Genomic DNA, 21,916 nt, shown 5'->3' with positions numbered 1-21,916 from the left:
CACGTTCTATCGTCTACCCGCAAAGGATGTTCGCCATGCCGGCCACGCTGCTCCACACCCACCGCGTCGAAAAGCCCTGGGGCCGCCATACCTTGTATCCCGGTTTCGAGGATGCACCAGCAGACGGCGCGCCGATCGGCGAGGTGTGGTTCCAGCAGCCGGGCGACACCACGCCCGATCTGCTGATCAAATATCTGTTCACCAGCGAGAAGCTGTCGGTGCAGGTCCACCCTGACGATGCGCAGGCGCAGGCCCGCGGCCTGCCGCGCGGCAAGGACGAATGCTGGACGATCCTGGCGGCGGAGCCCGATTCGACGATCGCCCTGGGGCCGAAGCAGCCGATCAGCAAGGATCAGCTCCGCGCCGATGCGCAGGACGGGTCGATCGAGGAGGATCTGGACTGGGTGCCGGTCAAGGCGGGCGATTTCTATTACGCGCCGTCCGGTACGGTGCATGCCATCGGCGGCGGGCTGACCCTGATCGAGGTGCAGCAGAATTCGGAGACGACCTATCGCCTGTACGATTATGGCAGCGACCGCGAGCTGCATCTGGAAGACGGCGTCGATGTCGCGCATCTGGAGCCGTACCAGCCGATCACCTCGCCCGGCCCGGTGGGCGAGGGGCGCACCATTCTGGTCGAGGGGCCGAAATTCGTGCTGGAGCGCTGGTCGGCGGGCGATCACGCGGCGGCGCTGCCGCAAGGGCGGACCGGCTGGCTGGTGCCGATCACCGGCGCGGGCGAGGTCGCGGGCGTAGCGTTCGCGGCGGGCCAATGCGTGACGGTGACGGGCAGCGAAACGGTGACGCTGCGCGAGGGCGGCGATGCGCTGTTCGCCTATCCAGGCACCACACGGCTGTAATCGCGCAGAGGTCCGGCCCTCCCGACAGGGGAGGGCCGGGTTGCCGGGTCAGAACAGGCCGGGCACCTCGCGTTGCGGGGTCGTGGGCCGCGTCGGCGTCAGCAGGCGATAGGATGATGCCGATACGCTGCGCGCGCTGGCGCTGCCGGACGTGTTGATCGGCGTGCAGGTGCGGCCGGCCAGGAAATTCAGCGCGGCCCGAGTGGAGGCCTCCTGCGGGTCGCCCATCGGGCGGGACAGGTCGTCGCCGGCCTGGCAACTCGCCTTCACGAAGCCAGCGAGGCCGGTGTAATACTCACCCTGGCGATCAGCATTCTGCGTCGCCAGCGCGACCACGCGGAGGCGATCGTCGCACTCGGCACGGTCGAGCGCGATCTGCCCCACCGGCTTGCCATAGGTGTTCGTGCCGATCAGTGCGGCATTGGCCTTGAAATAGGGGATCGCGGCATTGATCACCAGTTCGCTGGCCGATGCCGTGCCGCCGGTGCCGATAAAGGCGATTCGCGTGGGCGCGATCGATTCGGGCTGGGGCCGGAACAGGCGCGTCGTGTTGCGGCTCGCCTTGTCGGGGCGATAGCTGGTGTAGCTTTGCACCTCGCTCGGCTGGCGAGCGCCCGCCAGCAGGTCGCTGAACAGTTCTGCGGTGTCGATCAGGCCGCCGCCATTGTAGCGCAGGTCGATCACCACGTCGGTGACGCCCTGCTGCTTGAACGTCGCAAAGGCGGCGCGCAGTTGCGGGTCGGCGGTGTTGATAAAGGTGCGTAGGTTCAGATAGCCGACGCGCCGTCCCTCATCGTTGATGATCTGCGTGCCATAGCGCGACGATACGGGCTGAAGCGCGAAATCGGCCTTGGTGACGCTGATGTCGCGGGTCGCGCCGTTGGCGACGATGCGCAGGACGCGCGCGGTGCCGGCGGTGTCCGGACCCAGCGCATCCTCCAGTCCGGTCTGCCGATTGGCGGTGACGATATCCTGGATGCTGCGCACATTGCCGGTGGTGGTGCCGATGCCGATCAGTTCCGCGCCGCGATCAATGCCGGCGGCCAGCCCCGGCCCGCCCTCGAACGCCTCGGCGATCATCAGGCGCGTCCGGCTGGCATCCAGCGTGAACCGCAGGCCGAAACCGGCACTGGCACCCGATTCGTAATAGGCATTTTCCTCGCGGATCGAGGTGATGTGGGTGAAGTAGCGGTCCTTGCTCTGGCTGCGGGCAGTGGCGGTCAGCGCATCGATATATTCTTCGACGGTGGTGTAGGCGCCCTGGTTCAGACTGGCCGGTAGCGTTTCCGGGAAGAGATACCATTCGCGCAACTGTTGCGCGGCCCATTGCTGACGCGCCGCCAACGAGCAGCCGTTGACCGTCGTGCCGGAGGCGGTGCCGCCTGCGGACGTTCCCGCCCCGCTGCCGCCGTCATCACCGCCACAGGCCGACACCATGGCGGCGATCGCGATCGCCGCACCCCATTTATGAAACTTCATGCAACATATCCCCCGTATGTTGCGGACCACGATATGGCCGCGACTTCACTCTGTCAGGTGGAAACTTGCCCACCCGTGAACGTCTGTACGGTAGGCGCGGTTAACGCTTTCCCGCTACGCTGGCGGTGATGCTGCACGTCCTGACCTTGTCTTCGCTGTTTCCCGACGCGACACGGCCCAACTTCGGCATTTTCGTGGAGCGGCAGACGGCAGGGCTGGCGCGGCGTGCGGGCGTTGACGTGCGCGTCATCGCGCCGATCGGACTGCCGGTCTGGCCGCTGCGACGGTCTACGCGCTTCGCGGCGATGGCGGCGCTGCCCAGCTACGAGACCTGGCGCAGTCTGAAGGTGCATCGGCCGCGCTTCACGACCGTGCCGGGAACGGGCGGGCGCTGGCATGTCCGCGCGCTGGTCGCGGCGTTGATCCCGCTGATGGACCGGCTTCATGCGGAGCGGCCCTTCGATGTCATCGATGCGTCCTTCTTCTTCCCCGACGGGCCGGCGGCGGTTGCGCTGGGGCGCCGCTACGGCGTGCCGGTGTCGATCAAGGCGCGGGGGGCGGATATTCACCTATGGGGTCGCGCGCCCGCTACCGCAGGGCAGGTGCTGGCCGCTGCGCGGGGGGCGGACGGCATGCTGGCGGTCAGTGGCGCGATGCGGGGCGACATGATCGTACTCGGCATGCCGGGGGAGCGGATCGCGGTACACCACACGGGCATCGACCATGATCGCTTTCGCCCGCGAGCCCGCGCCGCGGCAAAGCGGGCGGCGGGCGTCGCCGGCCCGCTGGTCGTTTCGCTGGGAGCGCTGATCCCGCGCAAGGGCCATGACATCGTGCTGGATGCGGTGGCGCGGCTGCCGGGCGTCAGCGTGTGGATCGCGGGCGAGGGTCCGGAGCGCGCAAGGCTGACCGAACGGATTGCCGCGCTGGGGATCGGCGACCGGGCAAGGCTGCTGGGCAGTGTGGCGCATGAGGCCATGCCGCAGCTGCTGGCGATGGCGGACGTGATGGCGCTGGCTTCCTCGTCCGAAGGACTGGCCAATGCCTGGGTGGAGGCGCTGGCCTGCGGGACGCCGATCGTCATCACCGATGCGGGTGGGGCGGGGGAGGTGGTAACCGGCCCGACGTCCGGTCGCGTCGTGGCGCGGGATTCCGCGGCGTTTGCGGCGGGGATCGCCGCGGTGTTGGCCGAGGCGCCCGATCCGGCAGCGGTGCGCGCCAGCGTCGCGGGGTTCAGTTGGGAAACCAATGCCGCAACGCTGTACGCGCATCTGGCCGGGCTGGTGGCGCGGCGTCAGGCGTCCAGCGGATAGAGCGCGGCACCGATCTGGCGGCCCTCGCCGCGCAGTACTCCCCAGTCACGCGCGGCGGTGCGGCTGCTCAGCACCTCGACGCCGATGTTCGATGCCTCGAGCGCGCGGACCAGCGCCTGGGGCGGGCGGCGCAGGGTCGCGCCGGTACCGATCAGGATGAACTCGGGCCGCTCGGCGGTCAGTCCCGCCAGCGCTTCGATGGTGAGCGCGTCCAGCGGCGGCGGCGCCCAGTCCTCATGCCAGTCCGGGCTGAGGAGCAGCGCCGGGTAAGCGATTTCGCCCACCCGGAAGCCGTTGCCCAAAAAGCCCGCGACGATCGGGCCGGGCGCCAGCGGATCGCGGGTAACGCGCATCAGCCCTCCCGCGGGGTGATGCGCTCCGCCTCCGGCACGGGACGCTTGTCGGTGGTGCCGGGCTTCTCGCGGTTGGGCTCGGCGCGCAGACCCAGCGTGATGAGCAGCGAGGACGAGACGTAGATCGACGAATAGGTGCCGACCACGATGCCCAGGATCATCGCCGCGGTGAAGCCGCGCAGCACATGGCCGCCCAGCATCAGCAGCGCGAACAGCGCCAGCAAAATGGTGACCGAGGTCATCACCGTGCGCGGCAGCGTTTCATTGACCGACAGGTTGATGATGTCGCGCATCTCCATCTTGCGATAGCGGCGCATATTCTCGCGGATACGATCGTCGATCACGATCTTGTCGTTGATCGAATAGCCGATGATGGTGAGGAAGGCGGCGATGATCGTCAGGTCGAGTTCGAACTGGGTGATCGCGAAGAAGCCGAGGGTGACGAGCAGGTCGTGGACGATCGCGACGATGGTCGAGATGCCGAACTGCCATTCGAAGCGGAAGATGGCGAACAGGCCGATGCCCAGGACCGCCAGCACCACCGCGAGCAGGCCGTTGCGGATCAACTCGCCCGAAACCTTGCCGGTTACCGTGTCATAGCGGGAGAAAGTGGCACCAGGGAAAGCCTTGCCTACCCCGGCCTCAACTTTGCGCACGACCGCGTTGGTGGCGCCCTCGTCGTTAGAGGTAGGGACGGGCAGGCGAATAGTGACCGTACGGCCATCGCCCACCGTCTGCAGATTGGCTTCGCCTACGCCTAGGTCGTCGATAACGCTACGCAGACGATCCATGGAAGGCTTGGTTGGGAAAGTTTCCTCGATCATCAGGCCGCCGACGAAGTCGACGCCCAGATTGAGGCCCTTGGCGAAGGTGACGCCGACCGCGAGCACGGTCAGCAACAGGGTGAGGCCGAACGCCCAGCCGCGCAGGCGGACGAAATCGATGTTGGTGTCGTCGCGGACGAGTTTCAGGAGACGCATGGGTTCTTCTCCCGCCTCAAATGTTGATCGTCTTGGGCTTGGTGCGGCGGAGCCACAAAGCCACAAGCATGCGGGTGAAGGTGACGGCGGTGAACACGCTGGTGACGATGCCGATCAGCAGCACGACCGCGAAGCCCTTCACCGGGCCGGAGCCCAGCATCAGCATGATGACGCCGGAGATCGCGTGGGTCGTGTTCGCCTCGAAGATCGTGCGGCTGGCTTCCTTGTAGCCAAGCTCGACCGCCTGGACGACGTTGCGCCCGCGTCGTCGCTCCTCACGAATACGCTCGTTGATCAGCACGTTGGCATCGACCGCGGTGCCGATGGTCAGCACGAAGCCGGCGATGCCGGGCAGGGTCAGCGTCGCGCCGATCATCGCCATCACCGCCAGGATGATGAGGACGTTGATGACCACGGCCAGGTTCGCATAGAAACCGAAGCGGCCATAGGTCACCAGCATGAAGATGACGACCGCGACGACCGCGACGATCGAGGCGAGCACGCCCGCACGGATCGAGTCGTTGCCGAGTTCGGCGCCGACGGTCCGCTCCTCGATCACCTTGAGCGCGATCGGCAGCTTGCCCGAGCGCAGCGCGATGGCGAGTTCGTTCGCGGTCTGCACGGTGAAGTTGCCCGAGATCGATGCACGGCCGCCCAGGATCGGCTCGTTGATGTTGGGGGCGGAGATCACCTTGTTGTCGAGGATGATCGCGAACGGCTTGTTCGTGTTCTCCTGCGTCACGCGGGCGAACTTGCGGCCGCCCTGGCTGTCGAAGGTGATCGCCACCTGCGGCGCGTTGGTCTGCTGGTCGAAGGTCTGTTGGGCATCGACCAACTGGTCGCCGGAAATGATGACGGGCCGCGTCACCGCGATCACCGGCACGCCCAGGGGATTGTCCGGATAGGGCAGGATCTGGCTGCCGGGAGGGGCATTGCCCTTCAGCAGCTCGGCCGGGTTCGCGGTCGTGTCGACCAGCTTGAACTCCAGCCGCGCGGTCTTGCCGAGCAGATCCTTCAGCGCCTGCGGATCCTGAAGCCCCGGTACCTGCACGACGATGCGGTTGGCGCCCTGACGCACGATCGTCGGCTCGCGCGTGCCGAGTTCATCGATACGGCGGCGTACGACCTCGGTCGCGTCGCCCATTGCGGTGTTGACCGCCTGATTGAGCCCGGCCTGGGTCGGCTTCAGCACGAAGCGGCTGGTGTCGACGACCTGGATGTCCCATTCACGCTGGCCGGTCATCCCCGCGCCGCCGCCGGTGATCGCCAGCAGCCGCTCGCGCGCGGCATCGACCTGAGACGCATCGCGCAGCATGAAGCTGAGCTGCCCGCCGCGGGTGGAGATGTCGCCGATCGCGATGCGCGGATTCTGGCGGCGCATTTCGGTCGCCACCTGGTCGCGCATCGTCTCCAGCCGCGAATTGGCCAGATCCTGCGTGTCCGCCTCCAGCAGCAGATAGCTGCCGCCGGCGAGGTCGAGGCCGAAATTGACCTTCGGATGTGGGAACGCGCCCCACCCGTTGGTGATGCGCTCGGGCAGGAAGCTCGGAATGGAAAGCGCACACAGGACCGCGATCAGGGCGACGATCGAGGTGACCTTCCAGCGGGGGAAGTCCAGCATGGGATCAGTCGTTCGCGGGCTTGGCGAGCGGATTGGCAACGTCGGTCAGCGTCGCCTTGACCACGCGGACGCGGACATTGGGGGCGATCTCCACCTCGACCAGCTTGTCCTCGACGCGGGTCACGCGGCCGACGATGCCGCCGGCGGTGGTGACCGAATCGCCCTTCTTCACGCCCTCCACGGCGGCCTGAAGCTGCTTCATCCGGCGTTGCTGCGGGCGGATCATCAGGAAGTAGAAGACGACGAAGACGAGGAGCAGCGGCGCAAGGCTGAGGAACGAGGCGAACCCGCCCGGTGATCCTGCGCCGGCAGCGGCCTGTGCGAATGCGGTGGAAATGAACATCGGACCCGTTCGTGACTGGTGGGCATGGACGTCGCGAAACGGCCAGGCGATTAAGCGGTGCCCGCTACCATTGCCGGGGCGAACGCGCAATGGACGGCCGCGCGGGCGGGGCGTTCGATCGACGGTTGCGGCCCCTGACGCGCTTGGGGCTTGCGTTGCACGAAAACTGGGCCTAGAGGCGCCGGCTCTGGTCGGGGCGTAGCGCAGCCTGGTAGCGCATCACACTGGGGGTGTGGGGGTCGCAGGTTCGAATCCTGTCGCCCCGACCAATCTTATCCGCAAGCCGCTGGCGAAGATCGCGCGGTGCGGTTCGGCAGGGTCCGAAGACCCCGCCCTTTTCCGATGATCAGGATGTCCTGGCCCGCCCGATATCGCTCTGGCATGGCGGTGTGGCGCCGGCGAATTCCGCGAAGCTGCCGAAATGATCGGCGGCATCGATCTGCCCTGCAAGGCCGGGCTTGCCCTTTGTTTCCCAGACATAGGACTTGTTGTTGTCAAAGCCGGGGATCGCCGCATTGAGGGCAGCCGCATCGGCCGCGCTGATCTCCGGCACGTCGACCCGGTAGCTTCTGACCATGCGCGCGGTCTGACCGTCGAACGATGCGATCCGCCAATAGGCGACGCCGCCCAGGCTGCGGTCCATCGGCCCGGACGAGAAGGTCCAGTGCAGGCCCTTGCCCGCGGGCGGAACCTTTACCGTCGTCGACGAGCAGGTGAAGGCCGGATAGTCATTGGCGAAGGGCGCGTCCTGCGGCTGGTCCTTTGGCCGTTTGCGTTCGCTGGGGGGCGTAAAGCCGCCGGCGAACAGATAATGGATGTGGCCGTCCTTTTCGTCGCCGTCCCAGTCGACCTTTCCTTCGCCTTCCATGTCGAGCACCAGCAGGCGGTTATCCTCGTCGAAGCGCCAGCCTGTCCGGCTCGGCTCCACATCCGGCATCTGCTGGCGCCAATAGGCGGCAAGAAGCTTGTTGGCATCGGAGGCCGCGACCCCGGCCAGTTGCGCCCGCATCGCAAAGATCTCGTCGCCGCGCAGCGTCTGCTGGAGCCGGTATTTGCCCGGCTTGTCGAAGCCGGCCGACGCATCGATCTCGACCGCATCGATGCGCGTCGGCACGCGGGGCGGGCGCGGCGCGATCGGCTCCAGCGCAGCCCCACCGGTGCGCAGCGGTAGCGCCCAGCGCGACCCCGGCGGATCGAGCGTTGCGAGTCCCCGGTCGCCGAGCCGGGTTCCGTCCAGCCATACCGGCTTGCCGGCAACGGTCGCGCGTACGACGACATGATCGAACACGCTGGGCGTCGGCAGGCGCTGGTCGATGCCGTCGCCGCCCTTGCTGGCGACGAGTACCGGCTCGGCTGCGATCCCCATTTCCCGCAGCAGGGCGATCAGCAGCACCGTCTTGGCCTTGCAGTCGCCAAAGCGCCGCTTCCACGTTTCATCCGCTGCGGCCGGACGGTAATTGCCCCCGTCCAGTCCGACATAGACATAGCGGATCTGATCCTGGACGACGCGCAGGGCCGCCTCCACCCGGCGGGCAGGGTCGGTGGTCGTCGCGGCGATCCGCACCGCCTCGGCCTTGACGGGTGAGTCGGCGGCCAGCACGCCTGCACGGACGTAAAGCGGGTCGAAGCCCCGCGACACGGCGGCCCAGTCGCCATAGCCGCTGAACTGCACCAGCCGCGCGATCCGGTAGCGGAGTGGCGCATCCTCCGGCACCGTTGGCGTATCGGGATCGGTCAGCACATATTGCCGCTCGGTCTCGTTGCCCAACGCACGGACCGCCGGCTGCGGCGTATCGGCGGTCGCGCGGTAGGCGACGCTGCTTTCCCTGGGGGTCAGCAGGCGCACCCGATAGGCGCCCCGCATGCCGGTGACCGGCAATTGAAGGAATCCCTCCGGTCGTTCGCCAAGGCCGGTGTCACGGTGCCGTTTGGTTGCCGCGAACACGATCTCGTCACCGACCTGCAGCCCTGCGGTCTGCAAGGTGGCGGTCAGATCGCCGTGGAGCATCGACTGTTCCAGATTGTTCTCCCGCTGGATGACGGTGAACTTCTGGCTCGCGAGAATGTCGATGATCTGTCCGCCACGGATGACCGCGAGGCGGTGGACGATCATCTCTTCACTTGCCGGCGACCATGCGACCGCCAGATTGCCCGCGCCAAGCCCCTCCGGCGACAGCAATTTGATGCGCGAGGTCTGATAATCCTCCTGCCCGTCGGCCGTGACGCGGACCTGCTGATCGACATATAGCACGCGGACCGGCGCACCCGGCGGCAGCGGCGCATCGGTTGTCGCCGGCGGTGCGATCACCCAGTCGGGCGCCGGCGCGTAAAGAACCGCGCGGCCGCGTATATTTTCGGGTTTGGCTGTCTGCGCTGTCTGCGCCCCCTTGGTGGCGAGCGCCATACTTCCCGCCGCAACCGCAAGCATCGCGGCTGCCGATGCGCCAGCCCGCATGGCACGAATGACCATTTTTCCATCCCCCCAGTTCAGGGACAGCTTAACGATGGAACGGGGGAGAGCAATCCGGTCCACATTTTACCAAAGACGCGGACTGCAGGCTTTCGGAGACACTAAAAAGCCCCGGAAGTCCGAAGACATCCGAGGCTTTTTAAGTGGTGGGCGTGGCAAGGATTGAACTTGCGACCCCTGCGATGTCAACACAGTGCTCTACCACTGAGCTACACGCCCGCCGGAGGTGGCGCATTAGCCGGGGTGTTTCGGGTGCGCAAGCCCTAAATCGTACCGCCGGCATGATCATGTTCAAAAAGCCGGTCCACCTCCATCACCAGGTCGCGCAGGTGGAAGGGCTTGGACAGGACGCGGGCATTGGGCATCGCCTGGCCGGCCTTCAGCGTGACCGCGGCAAAGCCGGTGATGAACATCACGCGCAGATCCGGCACCATTTCGCCCGCGCGCTGGGCCAGTTCGATGCCGTCCATCTCCGGCATCACGATGTCGGTCAGCAGCAGGTCGAACCGTTCGGTCTGCAACAGCGGGATGGCGGCGGTACCGCGATCCACCGCGGTGACCGCATAGCCCGACTTCTGAAGCGCGCGGGTCAGATATTCGCGCATGATCTGGTCGTCTTCGGCCAGCAGGATTCGGATCATCATTGGGCCCCGGTGTAACTGCGTCCCTCTTAGGGGAGGGGCCCTTAATAATTCCAGAGCGATTGCGGCAGCGTACGGTCGCGCCTAGCGTGGGAGACGATGGCGAGCCCTTCCTTCGAGCGCCTTGATGCGATGCCGGGCGATCGGGGCGCGGTGCGCGGGGGGCCGGTGATCCTGTCGGTGCCCCATGCCGGGCGCGACTATCCGCCCGCACTGGTCGATGCACTGCGCGTACCGCCTGCGGCCCTGCACCTGCTGGAAGATCGTTTCGTCGACATGGTGGCGCGCGCGGCGCGCGACACGCAGCCGACGCTGATCCAAAGGGCGCCGCGCGCCTGGATCGACCTGAACCGCAGCGAGCAGGAACGCGATCCGAAGGTGGATGCGGGCGCGGACTGGAGCACGCAGCCGCGCGCCTCGGCCAAGTTGCGCAGCGGGCTGGGACTGGTTCCGCGGCGGACCACTGCCGCGGGAGACCTGTGGCGGCGGCGCTTCTCCGATGCGGAGGTGCGCGCGCGCATCGAGGGGGATCACCGGCCCTATCATGCCGCGCTTGCCGAACTGCTGGCGGCGGCGCGCGCGCGCTTTGGTGTGGCGGTGCTGCTCGATCTGCACTCGATGCCGCCGCTTGGGGGCGAGGGTGCCGCGCGCATCGTGCTCGGCGACCGGTTCGGCAAGGCGGCCGGCGCACGCTTCATGGCACGGGCCGAGGCCGAGATACGGCGCTTCGGCATTCCGGTGGCGGTGAACACGCCCTATGCCGGCGCCCATGTCCTGGAGCGGCATGGCGCGCCACCGCGCGGCATCCATGCCATTCAACTGGAACTGGATCGCAGCCTGTATCTGGACGCCGCACTGGACCAGCCGGGTTCGGGGTTCGGCGAAACCGTGGCGCTCGTCGCGCGCCTGTTGTCCGCGCTGGCGGACGAGGCCTTGTCGGCCGCTCTCCCGATGGCCGCCGAATAAAAAAAACCACCCCGCGCATCGATGCGCGAGGTGGCCAAGGTTCAGGGAGGAGACACGCTGAAAGCGTGTCATACGACACCGCGAAAGGGGGGACACGGCGTCGTACAGGGTATAAATAGGCGAGCCGGCTTTTGGTTCAACCCCGCCGCACACCATCCGTCATTTTTCCGTCACGCATCAACGCCGGCACCATGCGGGCCATGATATCGTCGCGCAGGATCAGGTGATGGCGCAGCGCAGCCGCGATGTGGAGCGCGACCAGCGCGGCCATGGTTAGCCCCAGCAGCCCATGCGCGCCGCCGCCTAGGGCGCCCGCCTGCGTACCGACGGGCAGATAGGGCATGTCGAACAGGCCGAACCAGGTGAGCGGCCGGCGCATCTCCGCACCCGAGACCATCAGCCAGCCGGTGAGGGGCAGGGCGAGCAGCAGCAGGTACAGCGTCCAGTGCGTGGCATGGGCCATGCCCTTTTCCCATCCGGCGGTATCGGCGGGCAGGGGCGGCGGGCGGTGGCTCATCCGCCAGGCGACGCGCGCGATCGACAGGGCAAGGACGGTCATGCCGATCGCCTTGTGCATCGGCATGCCGCCGCCGGGAAGCGTGCCGGCCAGCGCATCGTGGAAGAAGCCGATCGCCAGATTGGCGATCACCAGTGCAGCGATCGTCCAATGAAATCCAATCGCGACCGTGGAGTAGCGACTGAATCTGGCGATCGGCATCTTCGATGTCCTTATCCGGTAGACCCGCCTTTACTGGGCAGGCTGGAATTGCGGCTGCGGCTGCTTGCCCTGTTGCACCTGGCGCGCGAAGATGTCGCGCATCAGGGACAGCGAGAACAGATGTGCATAAAGCAGCGGCAGCATGCCCGACTGGCTCATCTTGCGCAACTGATCGCCGCGCATGTCGACCAGCTTCTCTTCATTGATCATCTGGAAGCCGCGATAGACGAAGGGCTGGGCCGCACCGTCCGGCTGGATGGAGACTTCGCCATCCATCAGCAGGTCCATTTCCTGCAGTTCCTTCATGAAGTTCTGCGTGCGGGCACCCGCCTGCTCGAACGACTCGGCGAATTGCAGGATGTTCTGCGTCAACTGCGACGGCTGGTTGCCCTCGAACAGTGCCTCGCCCTCGTCGAACGCACCGATCGTCGGCGAGGTCGGGTCAAAGCACAGCGACAGCTCCTCCGCCTCGGGGCGCAGACGGGCCAGCATGTACGGATAACGGCGGACATAGGCGGGAACGTAGAAGCTGGTCTCGTTCAGCTTGCCGTCCTCATCGACGAAGACGTTCACGCCTTCGTTCAGGCCCATCAGCGCCAGCGGGATCGCCTCCGGCCCGACCGAGAAGACGATCGGCATGAAGCGCTGTACCAGCGGGAACTCGTCCACGGTCACGGGGATCGCGTGCTGGCCGACCAGGAAGGGCGCGGTATCCTGCGGGCGCACCTTGTAATTGGCATGCACCTCGCTCGAAAGCGGTTCGAGCCCATTGTAGAAAAGCGGAAGCGACGGCGCGCTGGCCATGAAAACTCTCCAGAAGATGAAACGGCGGCGGCGAGCCGCGCGCGGCTCGCCGGTGTCTATGGGGCCTTGGGCGCAGGCGCAAGCGCGACCAGTTTGCCGGGGTTCAGCAGCCCGGCCGGGTCGATCGCGCGCTTAATCGCCGCCAGCGTCGCGGCACGCGCGGGCGACAGCCGGGCCAGTTCGTCGCGCTTCATCTGGCCGATGCCGTGTTCGGCCGAGATCGACCCGCCCCAGGCTACCACCAGATCGTGGACGAACCGGGTGATCGCTGGTGCCTGCTCCGCATAGAATAGCGCCCGATCGGTACCGGGGGCGCTGCGGACGTGAAAATGGATGTTGCCGTCGCCCAGATGGCCGAAGCCCGACGCATGGGTGCCGGGGAAGCGCGCATCGCAGGCCGCGGCCGCCTCGATCATGAAGCGTGGCATCGCCTCGACGGGGACGGACAGGTCGTGCTGCGTCGCCGGCCCCAGCGCGCGTTCCGCATCGGACAGCGAGTCGCGCAGCCGCCAGAATGCTTGCGCCTGCGCCTCGCTGGCGGCGATCACCGCATCGGCGATGACATTGGCCTCGAGCGCGCGGCCGAGCAGTGTCTCCAGCAGATGCGACGGCGCCTCCCCCTGGTGGTCGGCGGCAGTCGCCTCGATCAGCACATGCCAGGCGTGCTGACCGGCCAGAGGCGGGCGGGCGCCGGGGACATGCGCAACGGCCGCCGCCAGGGTTTCGGCGGGCATGATCTCGAAACTTTCGATCGCGTCGGTCGCGGCCTGAAGGCGGCGGAGCAGCGCCAGCCCGTCCGCCGGGCTCGCCACGCCGACCCAGGCGGTCGCGGCCTGCGCGATCGCGGGAACGAGATGCAGCGTCGCGGCGGTGACGATGCCCAGCGTCCCCTCCGCTCCGATCAACAACTGGTTGAGATCGTAGCCGCGATTATCCTTCTTCAGTGCCGACAGCCCGTTATGGATCGACCCGTCCGGTAGCACCGCCTCCACCCCGGCGACCAGTCCGCGCATCGTCCCGAACCGCAGAACCTGCGTCCCCCCCGCATTGGTCGAAACCAGCCCCCCGATCGTGGCACTGCCGCGCGCGCCGAGGGTCAGCGGAAAGCGGCGGCCTTTCGCGAGCGCTGCGTCGTGAAGATCGGCCAGGATCACACCGGCTTCGACCACGGCCAGCCCGGCGGCAGGATCGATGTGGCGGATACGGTTCATCCGGCGCAGGGACAGGATCAGCGCGCTGCCGTCCGCCGGGGGCGTCGCGCCACCGACCATCGAGCTGTTGCCGCCTTGCGGGACGAGCGGCACGCCGTGCGCCGTTGCAGCGGCCAGGATCGCCGCAACCTCCTCACGCGTGGTCGGGGCAAGGATCGCGGGCGCATGGCCATGGAAACGGCGGCGCCAGTCGGTTTCCCACGGGCTGACGGCGTCACGATCGGTAATGATCGACCCGGAATCCAGCAGCGGGCGGAGTGCGTCGATCAGGCTGGTTTGCGCAGGGGTCATGACGGCCGGGGCTTAGGTGAAGTTCATGAGACGTTCAACGATCGGGCTTATGCGGGGGCTTCCTGTCATGATTCGACCGCCGATTCGCCTTCTCGCCGCGCTTGCGACGCCCGCCCTGATCGGGGCGGCGGATGGTCCGCATGTGCGGGTGACGCAGATGACGGTGCGCGAGCGTATCGTGGTGCGCGTGCCGCGTGTCGCCATGGCTGCGCGCCAGCCGATGGCGCCAACCAAGTGGAAGGAGCGCAAGGGGCCGAAATGCATAGCGGCTTCGGCACTGGCCGGAGCGCTGGTCAGCGAGGCGGGTTCGGTCGACCTGGTATTGGCGGGGGGCAACAGGGTGCGCGCCAAGTTGAGCGGGGAATGCCGGCAGCTTGATTTCTATTCCGGCTTCTATCTGCGTCCGGCGCCGGACGGGCGTGTCTGTGCCGATCGGGACGCGATCCGGATGCGATCGGGTGCGGCCTGCGAGATCGACCGGTTCCGGACGCTCGTGCCCGCCAAGTGAGCCGTGCCGCACGGCAGCAAAGCTTGACAAATCGGCTGAAATCCGCGAGCGGGCGACGAACGTGTGCATGGGGCCGTGTCGTCCCCCAGCGCCATTATTTCCGGACCCCTGCATGAGCTTTGCCGATCTCGGCCTTTCCGACGAACTTCTGAAAACGGTGACGGATGCGGGTTATACCGAGCCGACGCCGATCCAGGCGTCCGCCATCCCCTCGGTGCTGATGATGCGCGACATTATCGGCATCGCCCAGACGGGGACGGGCAAGACGGCGTCGTTCGTGCTGCCGATGATCGACATCCTGGCACAAGGACGCAGCCGGGCACGCATGCCGCGCTCGCTGATCCTGGAGCCGACGCGCGAGCTGGCCGCGCAGGTCGCCGAGAATTTCGAGAAGTACGGCGCAAACCACAAGCTTTCCATGGCGTTGCTGATCGGCGGCGTGTCGATGGGCGACCAGATCAAGGCGCTGGAAAAGGGCGTCGACGTGTTGATCGCGACGCCGGGCCGGTTGATGGACCTGTTCGGGCGCGGCAATATCCTGCTCACCGGCTGTTCGATGCTGGTCATCGACGAGGCGGACCGGATGCTCGACATGGGGTTCATTCCCGATATCGAGGACATCTGCACCAAGCTGCCCAAGCAGCGCCAGACCTTGCTCTTTTCCGCGACGATGCCGCCGCCGATCAAGAAGCTGGCCGACAAGTTCCTGGAAAACCCGAAGACGATCGAGGTCGCGCGCGCGGCGACCACCAATGCAAACATCACCCAGTGGGTAGTACCGGTCGCAGCGCAAGCGTCCGAGAAGCGCAAGCGTTTGCGCCAGGTGCTGCAGCAGGAGGGGATGCGTACCGCGATCATCTTCTGCAACCGCAAGACGACGGTGCGCGAGCTGAACAAGTCGCTGAAGCGGCACGGCTTCCGCTCCGGCGAAATCCATGGCGACATGGAGCAGCCGCAGCGGCTCGCCGAGCTGGACCTGTTCAAGCGCGGTGACATCAACATCCTGGTCGCCTCCGACGTCGCGGCACGCGGACTGGACATCAAGGGTGTCAGCCATGTCATCAATTTCGATGCGCCATGGCATCCGGACGATTATGTCCACCGCATCGGCCGTACCGGTCGCGGCGGCGCGACGGGCATCGCCTTCACCTTCGTGACGCCCGACGATGCCGAGAACATCGCCAACATCGAAAAGCTGACCGGCCAGAAGATCGCGCCGCTCGACCTGCCGGCAGCCGCCGAGGAAGAGGATCGCCCGCGCCGCGCCCGGCGTGAGCGGCCTGTTCGCGAAGAGCGTCCGGTGCGCGACGATCGGCCGACGGAAAACGAGCGTCCTGCAGCAGAGGCGCCTGGCTATCGCGAGCGGGAAGACCGGCGCCCGCCGCGTGACGAGCGGCGTGATCGTCGTCCGCGCCGCGATGACCGCGATGATGGACCCGATGTCGGTTGGAACGGGCCGATTCCGGAATTCCTGATGGTCTCGCTCAACCGTTAGGCGATTTCGAGGCGTTTCGTGCCGCTGGACGACATCATCAGCTTCACCGCGCCGCAGCCGGTCAGCCTCGCTTCGCCGTGCGTCAATATATGCCGGATGGACCGCGATACCGGGTGGTGCGTGGGATGCGCGCGAACGATCCGCGAAATCTCGAACTGGAGCGCCAAGCCGGCGGAGGAACGCCGGGCGATTCTGGCCACGCTGCCCCCACGCAAGGCGGCGTTGGCCGCTCGCGTGAAGGCATCCTGATACGATCTCAGCCGGCGTCGGCCTTTGCCGGCATCAGGGCATCGTCGATCTCGGTCGCGCGGCGGTGGGCCGGTCGGTCCGCGAGCCGGCCGATATAGGCCATGAAGGGGGCCGATTTGGGCAGCAGGCCGAACTCGGTGTACCACATCAGACCCGACCCGACATACACGTCGGCCGCGCTGAAGCGGCTGCCGGCAATATAGTCCCGGTCCTTCAGCATCGACTCCAGTGTCCCCGCGGTCAGGTCGAGCGTGCCGTAACCGGCCATCTGCTGCTGCTGCGCATCCGGCTCGACACCCAGCGAACGATTGGTGATCGCTGCCTCCAGCGGACCGGCACCGAAGAACAGCCACCGGTAATAATCGGCGCGCTCCGCCGGTGCGGGCGCCAGCGCGGCCTGTGGGAAGGCATCCGCCAGATAGGCGCAGATCGCCGCCACCTCGGTCACCACCGCGCCTTTGTGGACGATCGCCGGTACCTTCATCATCGGGTTGATCGCGCGGTAAGCCTCGTCCTTCATCGTCGTGCCGTAGTCCAGCACCACCGTGTCATAGGGCGCACCGACCTCCTCGAGCATCCACCGGGCGATACGCCCCCGCGACATGGGGTTGGTGTAGAGCGTGAGATCGGCGGCCATTGCTTCTGCTCCTGATTCGGTGGAACAAGAGTGGAACATTCCAGCCGTTATCGGTCAAGCCGGGCGTGCAGGAACCGCGTCGTCCGGTCCCAGGCCAGCCGTGCCGCCTGCGCGTCATAACGCTGCGCGGACGTGTCGTTATTGAACGCATGGTCTACGCCCGGATAGGTGAACGCCTCTACCGATTTGCCGGCGGCCTTCAACGCCGCGACCCAGGGTTCGCCGGTTGCGTTCACCCGCGCATCCTTGCCGGCATAATGCAGCATCAGCGGTGCAGACACGCGCACAGCCTCCGCCGGATCGGGCGCAGGACCGTAATAGGCGACGCCGGCGGCCAGGGCTGGTCCCGCCGCGACCGCCAGCCGGTTCACGAACGCGCCGCCCCAGCAAAAGCCGACGGCGCCGACCTTGCCCGTGCCGGTTCGCTGCGTCGCTGCGCGCGCGATAAAGGCGCGAGCCTGTTTCAGCGCAAGATCATAGTCGAGCGTGCCGATCAGCGCGCGGGCCTTGTCCTCGTCGGCGGGGGTGCCGCCTTGCGGTGCGAGGAAGTCGGGGGCGATTACGCGGAAGCCGGCCAGGGCGAGCCGGCGCGCGACGTCCTGGATGTGCGGGGTCAGTCCGCGGTTTTCGTGGATGACGAGGACGTAGCCGAGTTTCGCCCTGGGTTGGCGGGGGGCGGCGAAGTAGGCGATCGAGGGGGCGCCGCCTTCCGCGCCGACGCTACGATCGGTGACGAGGCGCGGATCCCTGGGATCGATCTGCGCCGCGGCGGCAGGGCTGGCGGCGATCGACAGGATCAGCGCCTCTGCCGCAGCCGCCGATCCGGCGAGCAGCGTCATCTGGCGCAGCAGCGTGCGGCGGTCATGATGCTCGTGCGTGAAGGCGTCGTAGATCTGGACGGCGCGGTCGCGAAGATCGGTCATGCGGCACTCCCGTGATGCGGTGCGTGATCGGCGGAGGTTACGCAGCGCGACCATCTGTGCCAAGGGAGCGCAAGATTGTTTCCCCGGCCGATGATACCGACCCTAGATCGGGCGTTGGACGGGGAAAGACCATGAGAGGAGTAGCAGCGTCCGCATGACCACCGACCTGATCGCCCAGACAAGCGGCGCCGTCGGCCGCCTGCGACTGAACCGGCCCAAGGCCCTTCACGCGCTGAACGCCGAGATGTGCCAGGGCATATTGGACGCGCTGGAGGACTGGCGCGGCGATGCCAGCATCCGTGCGGTACTGATTGACCATGCCGAGGGCAGGGGCTTTTGCGCAGGCGGCGACATCCGGCTGCTCAGCGAGAGCGGTGCCGGGGACGGCGCGGCGGCGCGGGCGTTCTTCCATACCGAGTATCGGATGAACCACCGGCTGTTCACCTATGCCAAGCCGATCGTCGCGGTGATGGACGGCATCACCATGGGCGGCGGCGTCGGCGTGGCGCTTCCGTGCAGCAAGCGGATCGCGACGGAGAATACGCGCCTTGCCATGCCCGAAACCGGGATCGGGCTGTTCCCGGATGTCGGGGCGGGCTGGTATCTGTCGCGCCTGCCGGGGCGGATCGGCCAGTTTCTGGCGCTGACCGGGCACCGGCTGAACGGTGCGGAATGCTGCGCGTTGGGCATCGCCACCCATTATGTGCCCGCAGCCGATCTGGACGAGGCCAAGCGGCATATCCTGGCCGATCCGAATGCGCTGGACGCGATCCTGTCCGATCTGGCGGTGCCCGCGCCGGAGGCGGCGATCCTGGCGCATCGCGACGATATCGACCGGCTGTTCGCCGCGGACACGCTGGAGGAGATACTGGCGGCGCTGGAGGCGGACGGCGGCGAATGGGCGCAGCAGCAGCGCGATACGCTGGCGACCAAGTCGCCCCAGGCGATGAAGGTCTCGCTGCGGCTGCTGCGCAGTGGTGCCGACATGGCGAGTTTCGCCGACGAGATGGTGCAGGAATATGCGGTGGCGACGCGGGTGGTGCAGCGGCACGACTTTCTGGAGGGCGTGCGCGCGGTGATCGTCGACAAGGATCATGCGCCGCGCTGGAATCCCGCCACGCCCGATGCCGTGACCGACCATGTGATCGACCAGATCTTCGCGCCGCTGCCCCCGGCAGAGGCATGGACCCCCGCCTGACGGAGTATCGCCCATGTCCCAATACCAGACCCTTATCGTCGAGCAGCGTGGCGCCGTCACGCTGGTGACGCTGAACCGGCCGGAAGCGCTCAACGCGCTCAATGCCCAGATATTGGCCGACCTGCTGGCGGCGATGCGCGCCTTTGATGCCGATGACAGCCAGGGCTGCGCCGTCATCACCGGCAGTGCAAAGGCATTCGCGGCCGGCGCCGACATCAAGGAGATGCAGGCGATGGATTTCGCCGCCATGTATGGCAGCGATCATTTTGCCGGGTGGGACGTGTTCACGCGGACGCGCAAGCCGGTGATCGCGGCGGTGGCGGGGTATGCGCTGGGTGGCGGGTGCGAGCTGGCGATGATGTGCGATTTCATTCTGGCCGCCGACACCGCCAAATTCGGTCAGCCCGAGATCAAGCTGGCGGTGACCCCCGGCATGGGCGGATCGCAGCGGCTGGCGCATGCGGTGGGCAAGGCCAAGGCGATGGAGATGTGCCTGACGGGCCGGATGATGGATGCCGAGGAGGCCGAGCGTGCCGGCCTGGTCGCGCGGATCGTTCCCGCCGCCGATCTGGTCGAGGAGGCGGTGAAGACCGCCGCCACCATCGCCGGCATGGCACCGCTGGCGGTCAAGGCGAACAAGGAGATGGTCAACGCCGCCTTCGACATGGGGCTGACCCAGGGCGTGCAGTTCGAGCGCCGGCTGTTCCACGGTCTGTTCGGCACCGCCGACCAGAAGGAAGGGATGACCGCCTTTGTGGAGAAACGCCCCGGCAACTGGCAGGGCCGCTGACACGTACATCCACCCGCACAGCGGGGGATCTGGAGAGGAGCTTTAGCAATGGCACGCATCGCCTTTATCGGACTGGGCAATATGGGCGGCGGCATGGCCGCGAATCTGGCCAAGGCCGGGCATGACGTCCGCGCGTTCGACCTGTCAGCCGATGCGCTGGCACGGGCCGGCGAGGCCGGGTGCCTGGCCGCGGAGAGCGCCGCAGAGGCGGTCGACGGGGCGGAGGCGATCGTCACCATGCTGCCCGCCGGCAGCCATGTCGAGCGTGTCTATACCGAGGCGGTGCTACCGCATGCCGGCGCGGGCGCCGTGTTGATCGACTGTTCGACGATCGACGTGGCGACAGCGCGGCGGCTGGCGGAGATCGCGGTCGACCGGGGCTTCCTGGCGGTCGATGCGCCGGTGTCGGGCGGGATCGCCGCGGCGACCGGCGGCACGCTGACCTTCATGGTGGGCGGCACCGAGCAGGCATTCGCCGCCGCGCAGCCAATCCTGGACGCGATGGGCAAGGCGGTGATCCATGCAGGAGCGAGCGGCGCGGGGCAGGCCGCCAAGATGTGCAACAACATGATCTTGGGCGCGACGATGATCGCAACGTGCGAGGCCTTTGCACTGGCCGACCGGCTGGGTGTCGATGCCCAGACATTCTACGATATCGCCAGCGTGTCGTCGGGGCAGAGCTGGTCGATGACGACCTATTGCCCGGTTGCCGGGGTCGGCCCGGTCAGTCCGGCCGATCGGGATTTCCAGGGCGGATTCGCTGCCGCGCTGATGCTGAAGGACCTGCGGCTGGCCATGGCCGCGGCGGGCGAGGCGGGGGCGCCGGTGCCGATGGGCGCGCGTGCCACCGAACTTTACGAAGCGTTCGTCGAGCGCGACGGGCAGGCCACCACCGATTTCTCCGGGATCATTCGCACCTTGGCCTGACGCGGGCGAGCGGCGTAAGGGACGACGGGTGATCGAAATCCCCGCGCCCCTTCGCCTGCGTCTCGATGGAGACGCGCTGGTTCACAACTGGCGACAGCTTGACCGGATGAGCGGCGCGGCTGCGTGCGGTGCAGCGGTGAAGGCGAATGGCTATGGCCTGGGTTCGACCGAGGTCGCCCGGCGACTGGCAGCGGCAGGGTGCCGCGACTTCTTCGTTGCCACCTGGGCCGAGGCGCAGGCGCTGGCGCCGCTGGGGCTGACCCTCTCGGTACTGCACGGGGTACGGGCGGAGGACATGGAGGCCGCGCGTGGCGGCTTTGCGAGGCCGGTGCTCAATACGGAAGCGCAGGTCGTCCGCTGGCGCGGTGCCGGGGGTGGTGCCTGCGACGTGATGGTCGATACCGGCATGAACCGGCTGGGTGTATCCGCCGAGGCGATTGCGGGCGGCCTGCTGGACGGGCTGACAATCGAGACGCTGATGAGCCATCTCGCCTGCGCGGACGAGGACAGCGCGATGAATGAGGCGCAGCGGCAGCGTTTCGCGGCGCTCAGGGGCATGACGGCGGCCCGGCGTTTGAGCCTGGCCAATTCGGCGGGCATCGGGCTGGGCGAGGACTATGCGTTCGACCTGACACGGCCGGGCCTGGCGCTGTATGGCGGGGTGCCGCGTGCCAAGATGGGCGGGCTGATCCGGCAGGTGGTGTATCCGCAAGCGCAGATCCTTCAGCGCCGCTGCGTCCGGATGGGCGAAGCGGTGGGATATAACGCGACCTGGATCGCCCCGGGCGAGACGGAGGTGGCGATCATCAACCTGGGCTATGCCGATGGCTATCGCCGTGCCTTTTCGGGCGTGGGCGCGGCCAGGCACGACGATGTGGTGCTGCCCGAACTGGGCCGGGTGTCGATGGATCTGGTGGCGATCGACGTATCGGCCTGTCCGCATCTGGCCGAAGGGGACTGGTTGGAGATCGACTACGCGCTGCCGGCGGCCTCGCAGGCATCGGGCGTCTCGCAATATGAGCTGCTGACCGGGTGGGGGCGCCGCGCTGAGCGGCTCTGGCGTTAGGCTGCTTCCGGCCCCTGCCAGACGTCAAAGGGACGCGCGCGTATCCAGCGCGTCGCCAGCCATTTCACTCCTG

Annotated in this window: 22 protein-coding genes and 2 tRNA genes; 11 read left to right on the top strand and 13 right to left on the bottom strand. The window is 67.2% G+C overall.

The window, feature by feature from the left end:
• Positions 1 to 35 precede the first annotated feature (35 nt).
• Positions 36 to 860, top strand: a complete 825-nt coding sequence (locus tag Q0U08_RS02000; protein ID WP_298089430.1) for a class I mannose-6-phosphate isomerase — start codon at positions 36 to 38, stop codon at positions 858 to 860.
• A 48-nt stretch (positions 861 to 908) separates the two neighbouring features.
• On the opposite strand, the gene Q0U08_RS01995 is transcribed toward Q0U08_RS02000, so the two are convergent.
• The gene (locus Q0U08_RS01995; RefSeq protein ID WP_298089429.1) at positions 909 to 2,339 is read right to left on the bottom strand and encodes a S41 family peptidase; all 1,431 of its coding nucleotides are present in this window, start codon (positions 2,337 to 2,339) and stop codon (positions 909 to 911) included.
• Positions 2,340 to 2,467: 128 nt separating this feature from the next.
• On the opposite strand from Q0U08_RS01995, the gene Q0U08_RS01990 reads away from it, so the two are divergent.
• Positions 2,468 to 3,652, top strand: coding sequence for a glycosyltransferase (locus Q0U08_RS01990; RefSeq protein ID WP_298089428.1), 1,185 nt, complete (start codon positions 2,468 to 2,470; stop codon positions 3,650 to 3,652).
• On the opposite strand, the gene Q0U08_RS01985 is transcribed toward Q0U08_RS01990, so the two are convergent.
• The 4 genes from Q0U08_RS01985 to yajC are packed head-to-tail and all read right to left on the bottom strand — an operon-like array spanning position 3,634 to position 6,949.
• Entirely contained in the window at positions 3,634 to 4,005 is a 372-nt protein-coding gene (locus Q0U08_RS01985; protein ID WP_298089427.1) for an Mth938-like domain-containing protein, read from the bottom strand. The two genes, Q0U08_RS01990 and Q0U08_RS01985, sit on opposite strands and share 19 nt — an antisense overlap.
• Positions 4,005 to 4,985: a protein translocase subunit SecF gene (gene secF, locus Q0U08_RS01980; RefSeq protein ID WP_298089426.1), complete on the bottom strand. Its 981-nt coding sequence runs from the start codon at positions 4,983 to 4,985 to the stop codon at positions 4,005 to 4,007. The genes Q0U08_RS01985 and secF overlap by 1 nt, the downstream gene beginning before the upstream one ends.
• 16 nt (positions 4,986 to 5,001) lie before the next feature.
• Positions 5,002 to 6,606 (bottom strand): protein translocase subunit SecD, encoded by a 1,605-nt coding sequence (gene secD / locus Q0U08_RS01975; RefSeq protein WP_298089425.1) that lies wholly within the window; start codon positions 6,604 to 6,606, stop codon positions 5,002 to 5,004.
• A gap of 4 nt (positions 6,607 to 6,610) precedes the next feature.
• Positions 6,611 to 6,949, bottom strand: coding sequence for a preprotein translocase subunit YajC (gene yajC, locus Q0U08_RS01970; RefSeq protein WP_298089423.1), 339 nt, complete (start codon positions 6,947 to 6,949; stop codon positions 6,611 to 6,613).
• A gap of 192 nt (positions 6,950 to 7,141) precedes the next feature.
• Between yajC and Q0U08_RS01965 the strand changes: the two genes are divergently transcribed.
• Positions 7,142 to 7,218 (top strand) — tRNA-Pro (locus Q0U08_RS01965).
• A gap of 77 nt (positions 7,219 to 7,295) precedes the next feature.
• Here Q0U08_RS01965 and Q0U08_RS01960 read toward each other — a convergent pair.
• From Q0U08_RS01960 to cpdR, 3 genes are all read right to left on the bottom strand, one after another.
• On the bottom strand, positions 7,296 to 9,419 hold the full coding sequence (locus Q0U08_RS01960; protein ID WP_298089422.1) for a DUF3857 domain-containing transglutaminase family protein: 2,124 nt from the start codon (positions 9,417 to 9,419) through the stop codon (positions 7,296 to 7,298).
• Positions 9,420 to 9,563: 144 nt separating this feature from the next.
• A tRNA-Val gene (locus Q0U08_RS01955) sits at positions 9,564 to 9,638 on the bottom strand.
• A 44-nt stretch (positions 9,639 to 9,682) separates the two neighbouring features.
• Positions 9,683 to 10,060, bottom strand: coding sequence for a cell cycle two-component system response regulator CpdR (gene cpdR, locus Q0U08_RS01950; RefSeq protein ID WP_298089421.1), 378 nt, complete (start codon positions 10,058 to 10,060; stop codon positions 9,683 to 9,685).
• A gap of 132 nt (positions 10,061 to 10,192) precedes the next feature.
• Between cpdR and Q0U08_RS01945 the strand changes: the two genes are divergently transcribed.
• A complete protein-coding gene (locus Q0U08_RS01945) occupies positions 10,193 to 11,026 on the top strand; it encodes an N-formylglutamate amidohydrolase (RefSeq protein ID WP_298089455.1) in 834 nt (277 codons plus the stop codon).
• Between the two features lie 136 nt (positions 11,027 to 11,162).
• Here the strand turns inward: Q0U08_RS01945 and Q0U08_RS01940 are convergent, their stop codons facing one another.
• The 3 genes from Q0U08_RS01940 to Q0U08_RS01930 are packed head-to-tail and all read right to left on the bottom strand — an operon-like array spanning position 11,163 to position 14,050.
• Complete coding sequence (locus Q0U08_RS01940; RefSeq protein ID WP_298089419.1) at positions 11,163 to 11,744, bottom strand: cytochrome b; 582 nt, start codon at positions 11,742 to 11,744, stop codon at positions 11,163 to 11,165.
• Positions 11,745 to 11,774: 30 nt separating this feature from the next.
• The gene (locus Q0U08_RS01935; RefSeq protein ID WP_298089417.1) at positions 11,775 to 12,548 is read right to left on the bottom strand and encodes a SapC family protein; all 774 of its coding nucleotides are present in this window, start codon (positions 12,546 to 12,548) and stop codon (positions 11,775 to 11,777) included.
• A gap of 56 nt (positions 12,549 to 12,604) precedes the next feature.
• Positions 12,605 to 14,050, bottom strand: a complete 1,446-nt coding sequence (locus Q0U08_RS01930) for an FAD-binding oxidoreductase (protein ID WP_298089416.1) — start codon at positions 14,048 to 14,050, stop codon at positions 12,605 to 12,607.
• Between the two features lie 67 nt (positions 14,051 to 14,117).
• Here Q0U08_RS01930 and Q0U08_RS01925 point away from each other — a divergent pair, with 67 nt between their 5' ends.
• From Q0U08_RS01925 to Q0U08_RS01915, 3 genes are all read left to right on the top strand, one after another.
• Positions 14,118 to 14,558 carry a hypothetical protein gene (locus Q0U08_RS01925; protein WP_298089415.1) on the top strand — a complete coding sequence of 147 codons (441 nt, stop codon included), beginning with the start codon at positions 14,118 to 14,120 and terminating at the stop codon, positions 14,556 to 14,558.
• Between the two features lie 112 nt (positions 14,559 to 14,670).
• On the top strand, positions 14,671 to 16,053 hold the full coding sequence (locus tag Q0U08_RS01920; RefSeq protein WP_298089414.1) for a DEAD/DEAH box helicase: 1,383 nt from the start codon (positions 14,671 to 14,673) through the stop codon (positions 16,051 to 16,053).
• Between the two features lie 18 nt (positions 16,054 to 16,071).
• Positions 16,072 to 16,302 (top strand): DUF1289 domain-containing protein, encoded by a 231-nt coding sequence (locus tag Q0U08_RS01915; protein ID WP_298089413.1) that lies wholly within the window; start codon positions 16,072 to 16,074, stop codon positions 16,300 to 16,302.
• Positions 16,303 to 16,309: 7 nt separating this feature from the next.
• Here the strand turns inward: Q0U08_RS01915 and Q0U08_RS01910 are convergent, their stop codons facing one another.
• On the bottom strand, positions 16,310 to 16,939 hold the full coding sequence (locus tag Q0U08_RS01910) for a glutathione S-transferase family protein (protein WP_298089412.1): 630 nt from the start codon (positions 16,937 to 16,939) through the stop codon (positions 16,310 to 16,312).
• Positions 16,940 to 16,986: 47 nt separating this feature from the next.
• Positions 16,987 to 17,862, bottom strand: coding sequence for a dienelactone hydrolase family protein (locus Q0U08_RS01905; protein ID WP_298089411.1), 876 nt, complete (start codon positions 17,860 to 17,862; stop codon positions 16,987 to 16,989).
• A gap of 154 nt (positions 17,863 to 18,016) precedes the next feature.
• Here Q0U08_RS01905 and Q0U08_RS01900 point away from each other — a divergent pair, with 154 nt between their 5' ends.
• The 4 genes from Q0U08_RS01900 to Q0U08_RS01885 are packed head-to-tail and all read left to right on the top strand — an operon-like array spanning position 18,017 to position 21,843.
• Complete coding sequence (locus tag Q0U08_RS01900; RefSeq protein ID WP_298089410.1) at positions 18,017 to 19,060, top strand: enoyl-CoA hydratase/isomerase family protein; 1,044 nt, start codon at positions 18,017 to 18,019, stop codon at positions 19,058 to 19,060.
• 13 nt (positions 19,061 to 19,073) lie between these two features.
• Positions 19,074 to 19,850, top strand: a complete 777-nt coding sequence (locus Q0U08_RS01895) for an enoyl-CoA hydratase (protein ID WP_298089408.1) — start codon at positions 19,074 to 19,076, stop codon at positions 19,848 to 19,850.
• Positions 19,851 to 19,898: 48 nt separating this feature from the next.
• Positions 19,899 to 20,777, top strand: a complete 879-nt coding sequence (gene mmsB, locus Q0U08_RS01890) for a 3-hydroxyisobutyrate dehydrogenase (protein ID WP_298089407.1) — start codon at positions 19,899 to 19,901, stop codon at positions 20,775 to 20,777.
• Between the two features lie 37 nt (positions 20,778 to 20,814).
• Positions 20,815 to 21,843, top strand: a complete 1,029-nt coding sequence (locus Q0U08_RS01885; RefSeq protein WP_298089453.1) for an alanine racemase — start codon at positions 20,815 to 20,817, stop codon at positions 21,841 to 21,843.
• Positions 21,844 to 21,916: the final 73 nt, after the last annotated feature.

Origin of the sequence: uncultured Sphingomonas sp., assembly GCF_946477935.1 — a bacterium.
In the GTDB taxonomy this organism is placed as follows: Bacteria; Pseudomonadota; Alphaproteobacteria; order Sphingomonadales; family Sphingomonadaceae; genus Sphingomonas.
The sequence above is the reverse complement of the archived record's forward strand: the minus strand, read 5'-3'. Positions and strand labels throughout refer to the sequence as shown.